Source organism: Marinobacter daepoensis DSM 16072 (assembly GCF_000421165.1).
GTDB lineage: Bacteria > Pseudomonadota > Gammaproteobacteria > Pseudomonadales > Oleiphilaceae > Marinobacter > Marinobacter daepoensis.
Genome location: NZ_ATWI01000010.1, coordinates 301,243 through 317,221, shown reverse-complemented (window position 1 = coordinate 317,221; position 15,979 = coordinate 301,243). Strand labels below are relative to the sequence as shown.

General features: G+C 58.0%; 14 protein-coding genes. 6 read left to right on the top strand and 8 right to left on the bottom strand.

Annotated elements, in window-relative coordinates; translation table 11 throughout:
* Positions 1–42: 42 nt before the first annotated feature.
* Positions 43–369 carry a thioredoxin TrxA gene (gene trxA, locus K325_RS0111340; RefSeq protein WP_022987533.1) on the bottom strand — a complete coding sequence of 109 codons (327 nt, stop codon included), beginning with the start codon at positions 367–369 and terminating at the stop codon, positions 43–45.
* A 319-nt stretch (positions 370–688) separates the two neighbouring features.
* Between trxA and ppx the strand changes: the two genes are divergently transcribed.
* Positions 689–2,170, top strand: coding sequence for an exopolyphosphatase (ppx, locus tag K325_RS0111335; RefSeq protein ID WP_051146636.1), 1,482 nt, complete (start codon positions 689–691; stop codon positions 2,168–2,170).
* Positions 2,171–2,185: 15 nt separating this feature from the next.
* Here ppx and K325_RS0111330 read toward each other — a convergent pair whose 3' ends face one another.
* Positions 2,186–4,132 carry an ATP-binding cassette domain-containing protein gene (locus tag K325_RS0111330; RefSeq protein ID WP_029654383.1) on the bottom strand — a complete coding sequence of 649 codons (1,947 nt, stop codon included), beginning with the start codon at positions 4,130–4,132 and terminating at the stop codon, positions 2,186–2,188.
* A 42-nt stretch (positions 4,133–4,174) separates the two neighbouring features.
* Here K325_RS0111330 and K325_RS0111325 point away from each other — a divergent pair, with 42 nt between their 5' ends.
* From K325_RS0111325 to K325_RS0111315, 3 genes are all read left to right on the top strand, one after another.
* A complete protein-coding gene (locus K325_RS0111325; RefSeq protein ID WP_036193418.1) occupies positions 4,175–4,717 on the top strand; it encodes a DUF2390 domain-containing protein in 543 nt (180 codons plus the stop codon).
* A complete protein-coding gene (locus K325_RS0111320; protein WP_029654381.1) occupies positions 4,708–5,088 on the top strand; it encodes a DUF4124 domain-containing protein in 381 nt (126 codons plus the stop codon). The genes K325_RS0111325 and K325_RS0111320 overlap by 10 nt, the downstream gene beginning before the upstream one ends.
* A gap of 132 nt (positions 5,089–5,220) precedes the next feature.
* Positions 5,221–5,952 carry a BamJ family beta-barrel-assembly machinery protein gene (locus tag K325_RS0111315; RefSeq protein ID WP_029654380.1) on the top strand — a complete coding sequence of 244 codons (732 nt, stop codon included), beginning with the start codon at positions 5,221–5,223 and terminating at the stop codon, positions 5,950–5,952.
* A gap of 84 nt (positions 5,953–6,036) precedes the next feature.
* Here K325_RS0111315 and K325_RS0111310 read toward each other — a convergent pair whose 3' ends face one another.
* On the bottom strand, positions 6,037–6,516 hold the full coding sequence (locus K325_RS0111310; RefSeq protein ID WP_029654379.1) for an Rsd/AlgQ family anti-sigma factor: 480 nt from the start codon (positions 6,514–6,516) through the stop codon (positions 6,037–6,039).
* A gap of 105 nt (positions 6,517–6,621) precedes the next feature.
* Positions 6,622–7,128, bottom strand: coding sequence for a disulfide bond formation protein B (locus K325_RS0111305; protein WP_029654378.1), 507 nt, complete (start codon positions 7,126–7,128; stop codon positions 6,622–6,624).
* Between the two features lie 105 nt (positions 7,129–7,233).
* On the opposite strand from K325_RS0111305, the gene K325_RS0111300 reads away from it, so the two are divergent.
* A complete protein-coding gene (locus tag K325_RS0111300; protein ID WP_084694217.1) occupies positions 7,234–7,686 on the top strand; it encodes a flagellar basal body-associated FliL family protein in 453 nt (150 codons plus the stop codon).
* A gap of 21 nt (positions 7,687–7,707) precedes the next feature.
* Here the strand turns inward: K325_RS0111300 and rmf are convergent, their stop codons facing one another.
* The 4 genes from rmf to K325_RS0111280 all read right to left on the bottom strand — a co-directional run bounded on the left by rmf (position 7,708) and on the right by K325_RS0111280 (position 13,775).
* On the bottom strand, positions 7,708–7,923 hold the full coding sequence (gene rmf / locus K325_RS0111295; protein ID WP_029654376.1) for a ribosome modulation factor: 216 nt from the start codon (positions 7,921–7,923) through the stop codon (positions 7,708–7,710).
* Positions 7,924–8,034: 111 nt separating this feature from the next.
* A complete protein-coding gene (gene gshA, locus K325_RS0111290) occupies positions 8,035–9,591 on the bottom strand; it encodes a glutamate--cysteine ligase (protein ID WP_029654375.1) in 1,557 nt (518 codons plus the stop codon).
* Positions 9,592–9,657: 66 nt separating this feature from the next.
* A complete protein-coding gene (locus tag K325_RS0111285; RefSeq protein ID WP_029654374.1) occupies positions 9,658–11,988 on the bottom strand; it encodes a Tex family protein in 2,331 nt (776 codons plus the stop codon).
* Between the two features lie 53 nt (positions 11,989–12,041).
* Positions 12,042–13,775 (bottom strand): putative bifunctional diguanylate cyclase/phosphodiesterase, encoded by a 1,734-nt coding sequence (locus K325_RS0111280; RefSeq protein ID WP_029654373.1) that lies wholly within the window; start codon positions 13,773–13,775, stop codon positions 12,042–12,044.
* A 146-nt stretch (positions 13,776–13,921) separates the two neighbouring features.
* On the opposite strand from K325_RS0111280, the gene rep reads away from it, so the two are divergent.
* Entirely contained in the window at positions 13,922–15,940 is a 2,019-nt protein-coding gene (gene rep / locus K325_RS0111275; protein WP_029654372.1) for a DNA helicase Rep, read from the top strand.
* Positions 15,941–15,979 lie beyond the last annotated feature (39 nt).

Here is a 15,979-nt window from a genome sequence, read left to right as displayed (position 1 = left end):
CCCGTGAAGCGGTGTTCAGGGGCGGTTTCCGTCAACAGCGGATCAGAGGTTGCTGTCGAGGAAAGCGGCCAGCTGTGACTTGGACAGCGCGCCGACTTTGGTGGCATCCACATTGCCGTTTTTGAACAGCATCAGGGTCGGGATGCCACGGATGTTAAATTTAGGCGGGGTCTGTTCGTTTTCATCGATGTTCAGCTTGCAGACCTTCAGTTTGCCTTCGTATTCGTCAGCAATCTCTTCCAGAACCGGGGCAATCATCTTGCACGGGCCACACCACTCTGCCCAGTAGTCTACGAGTACCGGAATGTCGGATTTCAGTACATCCTGCTCGAAGGAAGCGTCGGTGACATTAACGATATTTCCGCTCATTACCTTTTCCTGATTCAGGCGCTCCGGGGCTCTGTTACTGCCCCTGAAGGAGTCGCTATTGGCTGTAGTGGACGGTTTTCACTTTACGGGACCGGCCGCCCACCCGGATTAAGTCAGTGCATTACTTTACGCGATAGCCGACCCATCTGTGAAGCCGCATGTATCCGCACCAGGGTTGATCCGGGTCAGTATTGTCCGCAGCCAGTTACTGACACACCCGGGAAGTTTCCCTTATAGTACGGCCAAGTTCACACCACACAGGACGCCTACCAACGTGAAGGCCGCATCCACTGCCGAGAAGGCTGAAACCTCTCCAGACATGCTGGCAGCCATTGATATGGGTTCTAACAGCTTCCATATGGTCGTTGCCCGTCTGGTACATGGCGAGATACGTACCGTCGAGAAAATGGGAGAAAAGGTTCAGCTAGGGGCCGGCCTTGATCCATACAATCGTCTGACCGAAGACGTGCAGCAACGAGCCCTGGATTGTCTGAGCCGGTTTGCCCAGCGACTGCAGGGCACGCCTCCGGAAGGCGTCCAGATTGTCGGCACCAATGCTCTCCGGGTGGCCCGCAACGCGCACGATTTCATTGCCCGCGCCGAAGAAGTGCTGGGGTATCCGGTGGAGGTCATCGCCGGGCGCGAAGAGGCGCGTCTGATCTATCTCGGTGTTTCCCACACCTTGTCAGACGATACTGGCAAACGACTGGTCATCGATATTGGCGGGGGCAGTACGGAGTTCATTATAGGGCAGCGGTTTGAACCTCTGGAACTGGAGAGCCTTCACATGGGCTGTGTGTCGTTCCGGAATCGCTATTTCCCCGATGGCAAGATCACCCGGCGGCAGATGGACAAAGCCATCACCCATGCTGAGCAAGAACTGCAGAACATTCGTCAACACTATCGCTCCGTGGGATGGCAAAGCGCGGTCGGGTCTTCAGGGTCCATCAAGGCGATCGCCCATGTCCTGGCCACACTCAAGATTACCGACGGCACCATCAACCGTGAAGGTATGGAAGAATTGCGTAAGCGGCTGGTGGCGATGGGCAACGTCGACAAGCTGGCTGAACTGGGGGTCCGGCAAGATCGCCAGAGCATCTTCCCAGCAGGTTTTGCCATTCTGATGGCCGCCTTCCGGTCGCTGGACATTCAGGCCATGACCTTCGCTGACGGCGCTCTGAGGGAAGGCCTGCTTTATGACATCGTCGGCCGCATCCGTCACGAGGACGTCCGGGAGCGCACCATCACCGCGCTGCAAGAACGATACCACGTTGATCAGGCCCATGGAGCGGTGGTTGAGAAAACCGCCATTGCCGCCTGGGACCAAGTGGCCGACCAATGGGGACTGCGCACCGCAGCCGATGAGGATGTACTGCGGTGGGCCTGCCGACTGCATGAAATCGGCCTGACGATTTCCCACAGCCAGTACCACAAGCACGGCGCGTACCTGCTGCGCTACTCGGACCTGCCGGGCTTCAGCCAGCCATTTCAGAAAGACCTCGCCACGCTCGTTCGTGGTCACCGCCGAAAATTCTCCAGTGCGGTGTTCGAAGACATTGAGCCCGAAGACAAGCCCCGGCTGACCTACCTCTGCATCCTCCTGCGCCTGGCGGTTCTGATACAGCACCCCCGCAACCTGGAAGAGCCTCCAGCCTTCACCCTCCATGGCCATGAAAAACGCCTGGTTATTGAGTTTCCGGAGGGCTGGCTTGATAACCGGCCACTGACGCTGGCCGATCTTGAAAACGAACGGGAATACCTGGCCCGCCAGGACTTCTCACTGGAGATTTCGGGGCCGTAACCACGGCCCCCTCATTCAATCTGCCAGCTCGGCCTCCAGGTTTTCTACAGCCTCACTGACGTCCAGCCACTCGGCCTCTGCGGCGCCCAGCTCTCGCTTGAGTTCGGTCTGCTCTGCCAGCAAGGCTTTGAGCTGAAGTTTCTGGCCATCGCTATACATCTCCGGGTCCGACAGGCTGTGCTCAACGGCACCCAGTTTCTGCTGCAACTGCTCCATTTTTGCCTCAAGCGCAGCCTGCTTCTTTCGCCAAGGGCTAAGTTTCTGTCGCAACTCCGCTTCCTGGCGTTTTCTGGCCTTGCGCTCCTCTGCCGTCAGCGTTCCCGCGCCGGCATCCGCTGTTTGCCTGCCGGGCGCTTCGGCAACGTCACGGCGGGGCGGCGAATCATCATCCTTACGGCGATCTGCCAGCCAGCGCTCATAGTCCTCCAGGTCTCCGTCGTATTCCCTGACAGCACCATCACTTACCAGCCAGAACTCGTCGACCGTGTTCCGTAAAAGGTGTCGGTCGTGGGAAACCACCACAATGGCGCCATCGAAGTTCTGCAGCGCCATGGTCAATGCCTGGCGCATTTCGAGATCCAGATGGTTCGTGGGCTCATCCAGTAACAGCAGGTTGGGTTTCTGCCAGGCAATCACCGCAAGCGCCACCCGGGCCTTTTCGCCCCCTGAGAAAGAACGGATCGGCGCCATGGCTTCATCACCATGAAAATCAAAGCCTCCAAGAAAGTCCCGGACCTTCTGTTCAGAGGCTGTCGGAGCAAGACGCTGCAGATGCAGGAAAGGGCTTGCGTCCAGATCCAGCGACTCCAGCTGATGCTGGGCAAAATAGCCAATAGCCAGGTGCTCACCACACGTGCGCTCACCCGATAGCAACGTTCCGGTTCCCCGAAGCGCATCCATGAACGTGGACTTCCCCGCCCCATTCGGGCCTAACAAACCAATGCGGGAGCCAAGCATCAGAGTAACGTTGACACCATGAAGAACAGCAACGTCGCCATGCCCCGCCACGCCATTCCGAATCGACAGCAACGGGCTGGAGACTTTGTCTGCCACCGGAAACTCAAAACTAAACGGAGAGTCGACGTGGGCGGGGGCAATTTTCTCCATCCGCTCAAGCGCCTTGACCCGGCTCTGGGCCTGCCGTGCCTTTGTGGCCTTGGCCTTGAAGCGGTCAATAAACCGTTGAATCTCAGCAATTCTGGCTTGCTGACGTTCATAGCCCGCCTGTTGCTGCGCTAGCCGCTCCGCGCGCTGGCGCTCAAATGATGAGTAATTACCGGTATAAAGCACCAGCTGTTTCTGGTCAAAATGCACCAGATGGGTCGCCACCCGATCCATGAAATCCCTGTCGTGAGAGATAAACAAAAGCGTGCCGGGGTATTTCCGGAGCCAGGTTTCCAGCCAGAAGCAGGCATCCAGATCCAGATGGTTGGTGGGCTCATCCAGCAACAGGAGATCCGATGGGCGCATCAGGGCCTGAGCAAGATTCAGCCGGATTCGCCAGCCCCCGGAAAACGCTGATACCGGGCGCTCTGCGTCGCTGTCGGCAAACCCCAGGCCCCTCAGAAGTGCCTCCGCGCGCCTCGGCGCCGACCAGGACTCATGAATATCCAGTTCACCGTGCAGGCGGGCAACGGCATCATCATCTCCGCGCGCCTCTGCCTCTGCCAGCGCCTGCTCCAGGCGCCGGAGCTCGAGGTCACCATCAAGGACAAAGTCACGGGCCGTTCGAGATGAGGCTGCAACTTCCTGGGCCATATGCGCAATACGGCAGCCACCGGGCAGCGATACCCCCCCTTGCTCGGCACCCAACTGGCCCAGCAAGAGTTGGAAAAGGCTGGATTTACCTGCACCATTGGCGCCGACCATGGCTACACGCTGACCGGGTTGTACGGTCAGGTTCACGTTTTCTAGCAACCAGACGCCGCCCCGTTGTAAACTGAGATCGCTTATCGTTAACATAGATTTAATCTAATCATGGATTGGTGCCAGGAACGTTCCCTCATGACCGTTCAACACACGGAACCGCTGGAATTACCAGCGGGCATGGAACCAGATAATCCACTGTGGCGTTATGCCCTCGCTCATTGGCGGGATCCGGATGTTGCTGACGCCTGCCTTGAGCTTCAGTCAGAGGGCTGGAGCGTGAGCCGCATTCTCTGCGCTGGCTGGCTGGCAACGCGCGGTCAGCCGTTCTCTGGCGTTGAGGACGCTAAGGTAACAGAGTGGCGCAGCCGTGTAACCGGTTGCCTTCGCTCCGCCCGCAAGTCGGTTCCCCGAGCCAATAATCCAAGCCGGGAACTGCGGGACACTCTGGCGAAAGCAGAACTCCTGGCCGAGCAACTGGAGCTGGCACTGGCCTGGCACACACTGACAGAACTTGAACCGGAGAGCGGCAAGATGCAGGACCCATGCACGATTATCAGGCAGAATCTAATGGCTGCCGCCCCGTCCCGCGATATCCCTCTGCGGTTAACCCCACTTCTTGACCTGCTGGTCGGTCGACTGACTGACCAGGCCACCAGAGGCCACACCTCATGCACATGAAATGGCTGATCCGGCTGTCGTTCCCAGCACTCGGCCTGTTGTTGCTGCTCATTTTTTTTGGACTCGGCGATCCGGAACAGGTCTCCGAGCCGGTCAAGCCTGAGCAGGCAGAAAGCATTCCCTCTTTTGAGGGCTTATTGCCATCGCCCATACCGACCGAGGGGCCCGACATTGTTTTTAAATGGCAGGACACCGACGGAAACTGGCACTACGCCGACCAGCCTCCGACCCAGGGTCAGTGGAACGCTCTGGCCATCGAGCGCCCAGGCCCGATTTCACGGAAACCGCCAACCATCAATCCGGAAGACGACTGGCAGTCGCCCTATCAGGCGCCCTACTCACTCAACGGTGTGCCGGCCAGCGGATCCTGATGCCTTTATCCCTTGCGGCACAGGTCTCTGATTAACACATGTTCAGTGGCATAAAACCGCTGAACCCGTTACCTTGTGGCTTTTCTGAATCCTGGGCCCGAGAGCCCGGAAACCCTTGGAAAGGATGAGACGATGAAGAAAACCTTTTTGGCTATCGCCGTCACCGGCCTTCTCGCCGGCTGTTCAACAGCGCAGGAATCTGCCAACGACCCCGCACTTGAAACCACCCCAGAGAAAGTCAGCTACGGCATGGGGCTGGTCCTTGGTGAGCGCATGGGCAACGACCTGCCAGATTTGCAGATGGACCAGTTTCTGCAGGGCATCCAGCATGGTCACGCCGGCGATGAAGAGAGCAAGCGCCTGACTCGCGAACAGATTCAGGAAGCACTGATGGCTTATCAGACAGAGCTTCAGCAACAGCAAGAGCAGCAACTGGAAGAGATGGCCCAGAAAAACAAGGACGCTGGCGAAGCGTTCCTGGCTGAAAATGCCGACCGTGATGAAGTCCAGACCACCGACTCAGGCCTTCAGTACGAAGTCATCGAAGAAGGGAATGGGGAGCGCCCCGGCGCCACAGACCAGGTGGAAGTCCACTACACCGGCGAGCTGATCAACGGTGAGGTGTTTGACAGCTCCCGCGAGCGCGGCCAGACCGTAACGTTCGGCCTGAATCAGGTTATCCCGGGCTGGACCGAAGGCCTGCAACTGATGAGCGAAGGTGCGCGTTACAAGCTTTACATCCCGTCGGACCTTGCGTACGGCCCAGGCGGCAACCAGGCAATCGGCCCCAACGAAACACTGGTCTTTGATGTGGAGCTGGTCGCGATCAATCCGAACACGGGCGATGCCGGCTCAGACCAATAAGCCGGGCCTGCAGGCGAAAAAAACCGGCTCCTTCTGAGCCGGTTTTTTTTGTTAAAGCTTTTCTTCGGTTGGCCGGACTACGCCTCAGACCGATGCTACTTTACCAGCATGAGCGTTATGCAGGTTTTCGATCAGGAAATCCTCCATTTTGAAACGGGATTCCAGCACCTCCCCGAGTTTCGACAGCTCTCCGAACAACGCTTCTACTTCAGACTCTGACAGCTCCCGACCATCCAGCCGATCATTGAAGTTGAGGGCAACCTCGGTGGTCTGTTCAATCCGGGGGTAGAGTTTGGCCGCCAGTTCCAGCCCGCCATCATTAAACTCGCGGGCTTCCTGGATCAACTGCTCATACACCTCGAAGTGGCCGGCGGAGACATAATCCACCAGCACCTCGCACAGTCGCACGAATTTCTCCCGAAGCACCGCGGTCTGGGAGAAATCACTTTCACCAGACAACTCGCAGTACCTAACCAGTAGCTCCTGACGTTCCTTCAGCCAGCGGTCAATCAATTCGCTGACACCACCCCAACGTTCCCTGGCATTTCGGCAATTTTCCAACATAACGCCTGTCTCCCCTTGGTCAATTCGCCAACTCTTTGGGCGCCGTCGTAATCATGGTTGCGTGGCAATCAAGTTACCCCATGGCTATGGTTGCCCGCAACTGTTTCAGCTCTGCAACCAACCCCGGGGCGTCGACTGGCGAAACATAAGGAAGAACCCAAGCACGACCAGCAGGCTGAAAAATACTGCCGTCCAACCCGGAATGCTCAGGCCGAGAAAGCGCCAGACCACTTCTGCGCAATCTCCGGTCCCTTTGATCGCGGTCTGGAGGACCTCGAACAACGGCAGCACTTCAAGCATATAATCTACCGAAGGGCCACAGGCAGGCACCTGGTCGGGGGGCAAGCCCTGCAACCAGAGCTGGCGACCCGCCACCCCCAGACCAGCACCCGCAGTAATGACCAGGAAAAGCCCATAGACACGATTACCAAAACCAGCCGGGCCGTGTACAAACGCGAGCAAACTGACCAGGCCCGCACCTATGAATCCGAAACGCTGCAACCAGCACAAGGGGCAAGGCTCCAGCCCCATCACATGTTCCATGTAGAAAGCCACGGCCAGGAGCCCGGCACACACCAGAAAGACCAACCCGAATATCCATCTGCTTGTCAAAACGCTACCCCGGAATCATGATGTGAACTGCAGAAGCTGACATGGCCTGATATCCTCACGTCTATGAGCCCGCAGTGCCACGCAGCGCTGGGACAATCCTAACCCATGAACACGACCAAGCCTATGACCATTCTCAGAAAATTCGCACCGGCACTGCTTCTGATGCTGTCGGTGTTTACGGCACTCCCGGTACTGGCAGAAGCCTCCGATGAGGACGCCAAACCCAAAGGCGTGACCGACTACATCGCTCTGGAGCCGGCGTTTGTGACTCATGTAGGCCAGCCCGACCGCAAGGTAAGCTACCTGAAAGCAGCGGTGACAATCCGGGCCTCCCGAGCCACAACCCGCTCAGCCGTGGAGGCACACATGCCCCGGCTCCGCCATGAACTGGTCATGTTGTTTGGCGAACAGACAGATCTTGATCAGCTGTCCTCGGTCGAAGGCCAGCAAGCTTTAAGAGAGAAAGCCTCGGAGAGAATCAATACGGTACTGGAAGAACAGCAAACCGGAGAAAGCATCACCGGCGTGCTGTTTACAGAATTTGTGGTACAACGATAGCCACCGGGCGCCGACCGGCGCTCAGGCAATATGAGACAACCAGTCATCGCCCTGGCGAGGGCGTTGGGCCCGGACTTCACTGGCATCATCCCAGCCGGCTTCCCAGGCCGCGATGATAACATCCCCACGGTACGGACAACGGGACTTCTCCATGCCCATCTCTCCTGCCATATACCCCTGCCGATATGCCTTGTTCAAAGCATCCACATCCCAGCCAAGCTTGATATCCGTCGTCATGGGTGATCTCCCTATCTGATGTAATAAAAAGTAACAGCAGGTAACCGTTAGGGCAAACCCGGCGCCGCAATCTGTGCGTCACGTCCCTGGCCGGATGTGACGCACACAGCGTCAGGCTTTCAGATAGTTTTCCAGAAACTCAGGGAATGACTGGCGATCCGCAGCCTCATGGGCTTTCTGTTCATCCAGAGACGCCAGCCCCATGTCACGATAATCCGCGAGCACGTCCGCAGCCATCGTCTCTGACCTGAGCGTTTCCTGATGCTTCCGGGAGATGCTCATCACCCAGTCCCGGTGACCGAGGCCCGAGCTTGTCATGGCCTCAAGCACGCGGACCGAAGGAACTGACCAATCCTCGCCTTCCAGTTTGGCACGCTGGGCCGATAGCGCCGAAGTGTAAGCGCCAGCGCCAGACCATTGATCCAACAGCTCAGCCAAAGGCTGCAACCGGTCCAGTAGCTCCTGGGCAGCGCTACCCACCGGCTCCCGGCGTCCTCCCCGGCAGAGACTGAGTGACGGCAGGCGACCATGTGCAACCACATCCTTGAAGTTGTCATCCAGGCGCTCACATTCATCGTCCCCGATGCGGGGTGAATCCGATAACAGGCAATCCAGCAGAAACAGGTCCAGAAAGTCGATCTGCTCCCGGTTAACCCCTATGGGCGAAAACGGGTCCAGATCGAGACACCGGACTTCAATATACTCAACGCCACGGGCATCCAGCGCCTGAATGGGCTTTTCACCCCGCTCAGCGGTGCGCTTGGGGCGAACAGCACTGTAGTATTCGTTCTCGATCTGCAGCACGCTGGTATTGATCTGGATGAACTCACCGTCCCGCTGTGTGCCGATGGCTTCATAGGCTGGCCAGTTAGTGTGAATCGCGCGGTCGAGAGTGCGCGTGTAGGTGCGCAACTCATTGAAACAGATATTCAGTGATGCCTGAGCGTTGTTGTGATAGCCCAGATCACCCATGCGCAAGGACGTCGCGTTCTGACCAACCCAGGTCCGGTCATCAAACCGGGCCAGACCATGCTGGACCCCGGCCACGAAGCTGGCATCCAGGGCCGGCGATGAACCAAACAGCAGCATCAGCAGCCAGCTTCGACGACGGAAATTCCGGATCAGCCAGAAATACTGGTCGGATTTGAAATCCTTCAGGCTGTCGTTATTGCCCACCAGCTCCTGCCATTTACGCCAGAAGCTGTCAGGCAGAGACAAGTTGTAGTGTGCCCCGGCAATGCTCTGCATAATCCGGCCATAGCGTACGGCCAGGCCCTGGCGATAGACGTGTTTCAACCGGCCAATATTAGAACTGCCATACTCGGCAATGGGAATGCTGGCGTCACCCTCAATTTCACAGGGCATGCTGGCCGCCCAGAACACTTCGTCATTAAGGTTCTGCTGAACATAACGGTGCGTATCCCGCAACGCCCCAAGCATGGCCTCCGTACTGTCAAAGACCGGTGTAATCAGTTCAAGCAGGGCTTCGGAATAGTCGGTGGTAATGCGGGGGTGAGTGAGCGCCGACCCCAGCGCTTCCGGATGCGGGGTCTGGGCAATAAAGCCATTGGCATCGACACGCAGGCCTTCTTTCTCGACCCCTTTGAGGAAACCGTCCCAGTCACTGGCGGCAAGCTGTTGAAACAGGGAGTGGCGGGAGTGTGCCATGGTGAGCTCCTGTTGCAGCCGCCACCCCCAACCCGGGGCCTGGCGGCCGGGAATCAGTTGATGGGGTTAACGGCCATTCTTGCGCGCAGAGGCCATGGCCTGGGCCAGTGCTCCGGCCATAGCACCCTGAGGTGCTCCCGTAGCCTGGCCCCCGTGAGCCTTGCGACTGGCATTACGACCGGCGCTTTTTTCTGCGCCCCGGGCAGGCTTATTCTCACTGCCAGGCTGGTCATCCATTCGCATAGACAACCCGATCCGCTTGCGAGGGATGTCCACTTCCATCACTTTGACCTTGACGATGTCGCCCGCTTTAACCACTTCTCTCGGATCTTTCACGAAAGTATGGGACAGCGCGGAGATGTGCACCAGACCATCCTGATGCACCCCGATATCGACAAAGGCCCCGAAATTGGTCACGTTGGTCACAGACCCCTCCAGAACCATGCCGGGCTTAAGGTCGTTGAGGGTTTCCACCCCTTCTTCAAAATGCGCAAACCGGAACTCCGGCCGCGGGTCCCGGCCCGGCTTTTCCAACTCGGCAATGATGTCCTTGATCGTCGGCAGGCCAAACTGCTCAGTAACATACGCCTTCGGGTCCAGGCTGCGCAGAAATGCAGAATCACCGATGATGTGCTCCACCTGCTTGCCATTCCGCTCAGCAATGGCCTCAACCACGCCGTAGGCCTCTGGGTGGACGGATGAGCGATCCAGCGGGTTGTCGCCGCCGGCAATCCGGAGAAAGCCAGCCGCCTGTTCGAAGGTACGGTCACCCAGCCGGGACACCTTCAGCAACTGTTTACGACTGGTGAACTTACCATTCTGGTTCCGGAAATCCACGATGTTCTGGGCAATGCTCTGGTTCAGCCCTGAAACCCGCGTCAGCAGTGGTACCGAGGCTGTATTGAGATCAACGCCCACGCCATTTACACAGTCTTCCACCACCACATCGAGACTGCGGGACAGCTGAACCTGGGAAACGTCGTGCTGATACTGGCCCACGCCAATGGACTTGGGTTCAATTTTAACCAGCTCGGCCAGCGGGTCCTGAAGGCGGCGGGCAATGGACACCGCCCCCCGAATGGTTACGTCCAGATCCGGCAATTCACGGGAAGCAAATTCCGACGCCGAATAAATCGACGCCCCGGATTCGTTCACCACAATACGGGCCAACTTGAGTTCGGGGTAGCGTTTACAGAGGTCACCCACGAGTTTCTCGGTCTCACGGGACGCCGTCCCGTTACCAATGGCCACCAGCTCAATCCGGTACTTCTGACACCAGGCCGCCATTTGCGCAATGGACGGCTCCCACTTATTCTGGGGCGCATGAGGGAAGATGGCCCCATGGTCCACCACCTGTCCTGTGCCATCGATCACCGCTACTTTGACACCGGTACGCAAGCCCGGGTCCAGTCCCAGGGTTGGCCTTGGACCAGCCGGTGCGAGCAGGAGAAGGTCTTTCAGGTTGGCGGCAAAAACATTAATGGCCTCCGTTTCCGCCGCTTCACGCACCTGCGCCATGAGGTCGGTTTCAATCTGGGTGGATAATTTTACCCGCCAGGTCCACCGCACCACATCTGACAACCACTTGTCGGCAGCCCGGCCGTTATCCCGAATCCGCCAATGGGCGGCGATTCTCTGTTCTGCCGGATGCGGCTGGCGCCGATCATCTTCGGCATCGCCCATCACGATGGCATAGGCAAGAATGCCTTCGTTGCGCCCCCTCAGGATGGCGAGCGCACGGTGTGATGGCACCTTTTTCAGGGGTTCCACATGATCGAAGTAATCGCGGAACTTGGCCCCCTCATTCTCTTTGCCCTCCACCACCGAGACCTTCAGCTGACCCTCCTGCCAGACAAAATCCCGCAAGGTTCCCAGCAGTTCAGCATCTTCGGCAAAGCGCTCCATCAGGATGTAGCGGGCACCGTCCAGCGCCGCTTTCACATCGGCCACACCGGCTTCCGGGTTGAGATAACCAGCAGCGACCGTTTCCGGTTCCTGAGTGGGGTCGTCGTACAAGCTATCGGCCAGGGGCTCCAGCCCAGCCTCCCGGGCAATCTGTGCTTTGGTCCGGCGTTTGGGCTTGTAGGGCAGATAAAGGTCTTCCAACCGGTTCTTGGTATCGGCAGATTCGATTGAGGCCCGCAGCTCGTCGGTGAGTTTGCCCTGCTCCTCAATGCTGTTGAGGATGGTGCCGCGACGGTCTTCCAGCTCCCTCAGATAACGGAGGCGCTCTTCCAGGGTCCGCAACTGGCTGTCATCCAGCGAGCCGGTGACCTCCTTTCGATAGCGCGCAATAAAGGGGACGGTAGCACCTTCATCCAGAAGGCCAACGGTGGCATTGACCTGCTGTTCACGTACGCCGAGCTCTTCGGCAATGCGCCGGGAAATAGTGTTCATGCAACCTCAATCTGAATATCGCGTTCGGAATTAATGCGCAAAGGTACAGCGGCTTACTTCTGCAGGCAAGCGGACTGGTTCTGGCGGTTCAGGAATTGTACAAGGTCATTCCAGGGCATCGGGCGGGCGTAATAGTAGCCCTGGATTTCATCACAGTGCTGCTGACGCAGGAATTCAAGCTGGCTTTCGGTTTCCACTCCCTCGGCCACCACACTGATCTGAAGACTGTGCGCCAGGCTGATGATGGCACGGATGATGTGCTCCGCGTCGGCGGACTGCCCGAGATCCTGAACAAAGGACTTATCGATCTTGACCAGCGAAATCGGCAGATGCTGCAAATTGCTCAGTGACGAGAAACCGGTTCCGAAATCGTCCAGGGCAAAACTGATGCCCAACTGATTGAGCTCCCGCAGGCAACGCTGGGCGTATTCGGGATCGTGCATCATCGCACTCTCGGTCAGCTCCAGCTCCAGCAGGCTGGTATCCACATTGGCGTTGAAAATGATGCGAAAAATCGTTTCCGTCATCTTGCGATCGTGAAACTGACGAAACGACAGGTTGACGGCAAACACCAAGCCCGGGAACCCAAGATCGGCAGCCTCCTGCAAACGCTTGCAGGCCTGTTCAATCACCCAGTATCCAATAGGGACGATCAGGCCGCTTCGCTCCGCCACCGGGATAAATTCATCCGGCCCCACCAGCCCACGCTCAGGATGATTCCAGCGCAACAGACACTCCACCCCGCGCACCTCTTCCGTCGCAAGGTCAATCCGGGGCTGATAGTACAGTTCCAGCTGCCCGCCCCTCAAAGCGTTCCGCAAATCGGCTTCCAGCCTGAGCTGGTAACCGGCGGAAATATGGAGCTGGCGGTCGTAGAACCGGTAGCTGGTCCCGGAATCACGCTTGGCCTCGAACATCGCCCGGTTGGCTCGCCGGAGCAGCTCCTCCGGGCTGTCCCCGGACTCCGGGTAGGTCGCCACGCCAAGACTGGCACTGACCACCACGTTCTGGCCGTCTACCGTCACCGGCTCGTCCAGCGCGGAGACAACTTTACGGATGATCTGGGTAATATCCAGCGAGTCTTCCACCTTCTCGACGATGATCGCCAGCTCATCGCCACCGATCCGCATCAACGAATCCACCCGCCGGAGATTCTGGCGCAAACGGTCGGCCAGGCGAAACATCAGTTGATCGCTTTTCTGGTATCCAAAGGACTCGTTGATCGTGCGAAAGTCATCGAGGTTGAGGTGCAGCAGCGCCAGCCGATGCCCGGCCCGCTCCGCCCTCAACAATGCCTGCTGCAACCGGTCAAAAAACAGGTCACGATTAATAAAACCGGTGGCAACCTCACGGCCCAGTTGGCCATGCGTCGATTCCGTGAGCTGGGACCGGTACCACAAACATCGGACTGCTCGCCGGAACCCCCAGGCATCCAGCCCCTGACGGCTCAGGTAGTCCGAGGCGCCGCTATCGGTCAAAACCCGCCCCTTCTCCTGACAAGACTCGGCGCTCAACGCCAGAATGGGTTTTTCTTCGCTGGAAACCGACAGATATTGCAGGAAAGCAGACTCCGAGCCGCCGTGGAACACACAGTCCCAGACAATCACGTCGAAGCTGGCGTTGGCCACCAGGTCATCGCAATCGACCAGATCGGGGCACCAGGTAAGGTCCCCGGAAATATCAGGGTCCTCAGCCAGCATGGCGCGGTACCAGAGATAATCGGCATACTCCGGCGTCAGAACCAAAAGGCGCAGACAGGCCGGCCTGGTGTCGGTGGGCAATGTCATCTGGCGAGATCCATAATTCAGTACAGAGCAGCGTAGTCCATTACAGAAAGGATAGCTGATAGATCAGCAAGGTACAGCATGCCGGCCTCGTGTAGAATAGCAAGACGTCCAATTTACAAGCCCGGTTCCATTTTGACGCAGACACTGTGAACAAGCTCAACCCCAGACAACACGAAGCGGTCCGGTATGCTGACGGACCTCTGCTGGTCCTGGCTGGCGCCGGGAGCGGCAAAACCAGCGTGATCACACGAAAGATCGCCTACCTGATCGAAGAGCTGGGCATTCCTGGCCGGCACATTGCCGCCGTGACCTTCACCAACAAGGCCGCGCGCGAGATGAAAGAGCGGGTGGGGCGAATTGTGGATCGTGGAAAGACCCGGGGGCTGATCGTCTCAACGTTCCACAACCTGGGCCTCAACATGATCCGGGAAGAGCACGCTCATCTGGGTTATCACCCCGGGTTCTCCATTTTCGATGCGGAAGACGCCAAAGCCCTGCTGCAGGACCTGATGATGCGTGAGGCCAGCGCCGAAGCCGGAGACGAGCTGAACGACGTTCAGATGACCATCTCGTCCTGGAAGAACGCCATGCGCGGCCCGGATGAGGCCTACAGCAAAGCCGCCGACGAGCGTGAACAGCGCATTGCCATCGTTTACAAGCGCTACAACGAATACCTCAAAGCCTATAACGCGGTGGATTTCGACGACCTGATTCTGCTTCCCGTGCAGCTGTTCCGGGACAACCCGGAGGTGCTGGCAAAGTGGCGCCGAAAAATCCGCTATATGCTGGTGGATGAGTATCAGGACACCAACGTCTGCCAATACGAACTGGTCAAGCAGCTGGTTTCAGAAAGGGCCGCCTTTACCGTGGTTGGTGACGACGACCAGTCCATCTACGCCTGGCGCGGCGCCAGGCCGGAAAACCTGGCTCAGCTGAACGAAGACTTTCCCAGCCTGAAAATCGTCAAACTGGAGCAGAATTACCGTTCCACCAGCCGGATTCTACGCTGCGCCAATACAGTGATCGCCAACAATCCCCATGTGTTCGAGAAAGCGCTGTGGAGCGACCACACCATTGGTGAGGAAATCCGCATCATCCGATGCCGGAATGAAGATGCCGAGACCGAGCGGGTTGCAACGGAGATTCTGGACCAGAAGCTCAAGAACGGGCTCGACTTCAAGGACTTCGCGGTTCTGTACAGGGGCAACCACCAGGCACGCCTGCTGGAAATCAAACTTCAGGCTTACCAGATCCCCTACCGCCTTTCCGGTGGCCAGTCGTTTTTCTCGAAACCGGAAATCAAAGACGCCATGTCTTACCTCCGGCTGATGATCAACCCCGACGACGATGCAGCCTTTCTGCGCGTGGTGAACGTCCCTCGCCGGGAGATTGGCCCGCGAACCCTGGAACAGCTAAGCCACTATGCCCGGTCTCGCAACGTTAGCCTGTTCAGGGCGCTGGGCGACATGGGCGCGGAGACCCACGTCACGGAGAAAGGCCTGGACCGGTTGCGGCGCTTTGCCCACTGGGTCGACAAGACCTGTGAACGCCTGTTTACCGAGAACCCGGTTCCGGTGATCAAACAGATGTTCACAGACATTGAATACGAGGAGTGGCTGCACCAGCACTCCGGCAGCCCTAAGCAGGCCGAGCGCCGGATGGAAAACATCTGGTACCTGGTGGAATCGGTCCAACGGATGCTGGACGACGGCAAGGGGACCGCCGACGAGATCGGTATTGAAGATGCCATCGCCAAGATGGTGTTGCGCGACATGATGGAACAACGGGAAGAAGAGGATGACAGTGACAAGGTTCAGCTACTGACCCTGCATGCGTCCAAAGGGCTGGAGTTTCCCCACGTGTTCATCATGGGCCTGGAAGAAGAGATCCTGCCTCACCGGAGCAGCATCGAAGAAGGCAACATCGAAGAAGAACGCAGGCTGATGTACGTTGGCATAACCCGGGCCCGTGAAACCCTGGCACTGACCTTCGCCGCCTCACGCAAGCAGTACGGAGAAAAACTGGAGACCATCCCCAGCCGTTTTCTGGACGAACTGCCCGAGGAAGACGTGAAATGGCAAGGGCTGGGTGATCAGGATCAGGAAGCCAACCAGAAAAAAGGCAAAGCCACCCTCAGTGCACTGATCGGGGATCTCGGCCTCTAGAAACAACAAACCCCGCACACGGCGGGGTTTGTGGGGGTA

What these genes read in the sequence shown, in the direction of transcription:
- trxA (WP_022987533.1), bottom strand. Translation starts at nt 369, where the DNA reads ATGAGCGGAAATATCGTTAATGTCACCGACGCTTCCTTCGAGCAGGAT.
- ppx (WP_051146636.1), top strand. Translation starts at nt 689, where the DNA reads ATGCTGGCAGCCATTGATATGGGTTCTAACAGCTTCCATATGGTCGTT.
- K325_RS0111330 (WP_029654383.1), bottom strand. Translation starts at nt 4,132, where the DNA reads ATGTTAACGATAAGCGATCTCAGTTTACAACGGGGCGGCGTCTGGTTG.
- K325_RS0111325 (WP_036193418.1), top strand. Translation starts at nt 4,175, where the DNA reads ATGACCGTTCAACACACGGAACCGCTGGAATTACCAGCGGGCATGGAA.
- K325_RS0111320 (WP_029654381.1), top strand. Translation starts at nt 4,708, where the DNA reads ATGCACATGAAATGGCTGATCCGGCTGTCGTTCCCAGCACTCGGCCTG.
- K325_RS0111315 (WP_029654380.1), top strand. Translation starts at nt 5,221, where the DNA reads ATGAAGAAAACCTTTTTGGCTATCGCCGTCACCGGCCTTCTCGCCGGC.
- K325_RS0111310 (WP_029654379.1), bottom strand. Translation starts at nt 6,516, where the DNA reads ATGTTGGAAAATTGCCGAAATGCCAGGGAACGTTGGGGTGGTGTCAGC.
- K325_RS0111300 (WP_084694217.1), top strand. Translation starts at nt 7,234, where the DNA reads ATGAACACGACCAAGCCTATGACCATTCTCAGAAAATTCGCACCGGCA.
- rmf (WP_029654376.1), bottom strand. Translation starts at nt 7,923, where the DNA reads ATGACGACGGATATCAAGCTTGGCTGGGATGTGGATGCTTTGAACAAG.
- gshA (WP_029654375.1), bottom strand. Translation starts at nt 9,591, where the DNA reads ATGGCACACTCCCGCCACTCCCTGTTTCAACAGCTTGCCGCCAGTGAC.
- K325_RS0111285 (WP_029654374.1), bottom strand. Translation starts at nt 11,988, where the DNA reads ATGAACACTATTTCCCGGCGCATTGCCGAAGAGCTCGGCGTACGTGAA.
- K325_RS0111280 (WP_029654373.1), bottom strand. Translation starts at nt 13,775, where the DNA reads ATGACATTGCCCACCGACACCAGGCCGGCCTGTCTGCGCCTTTTGGTT.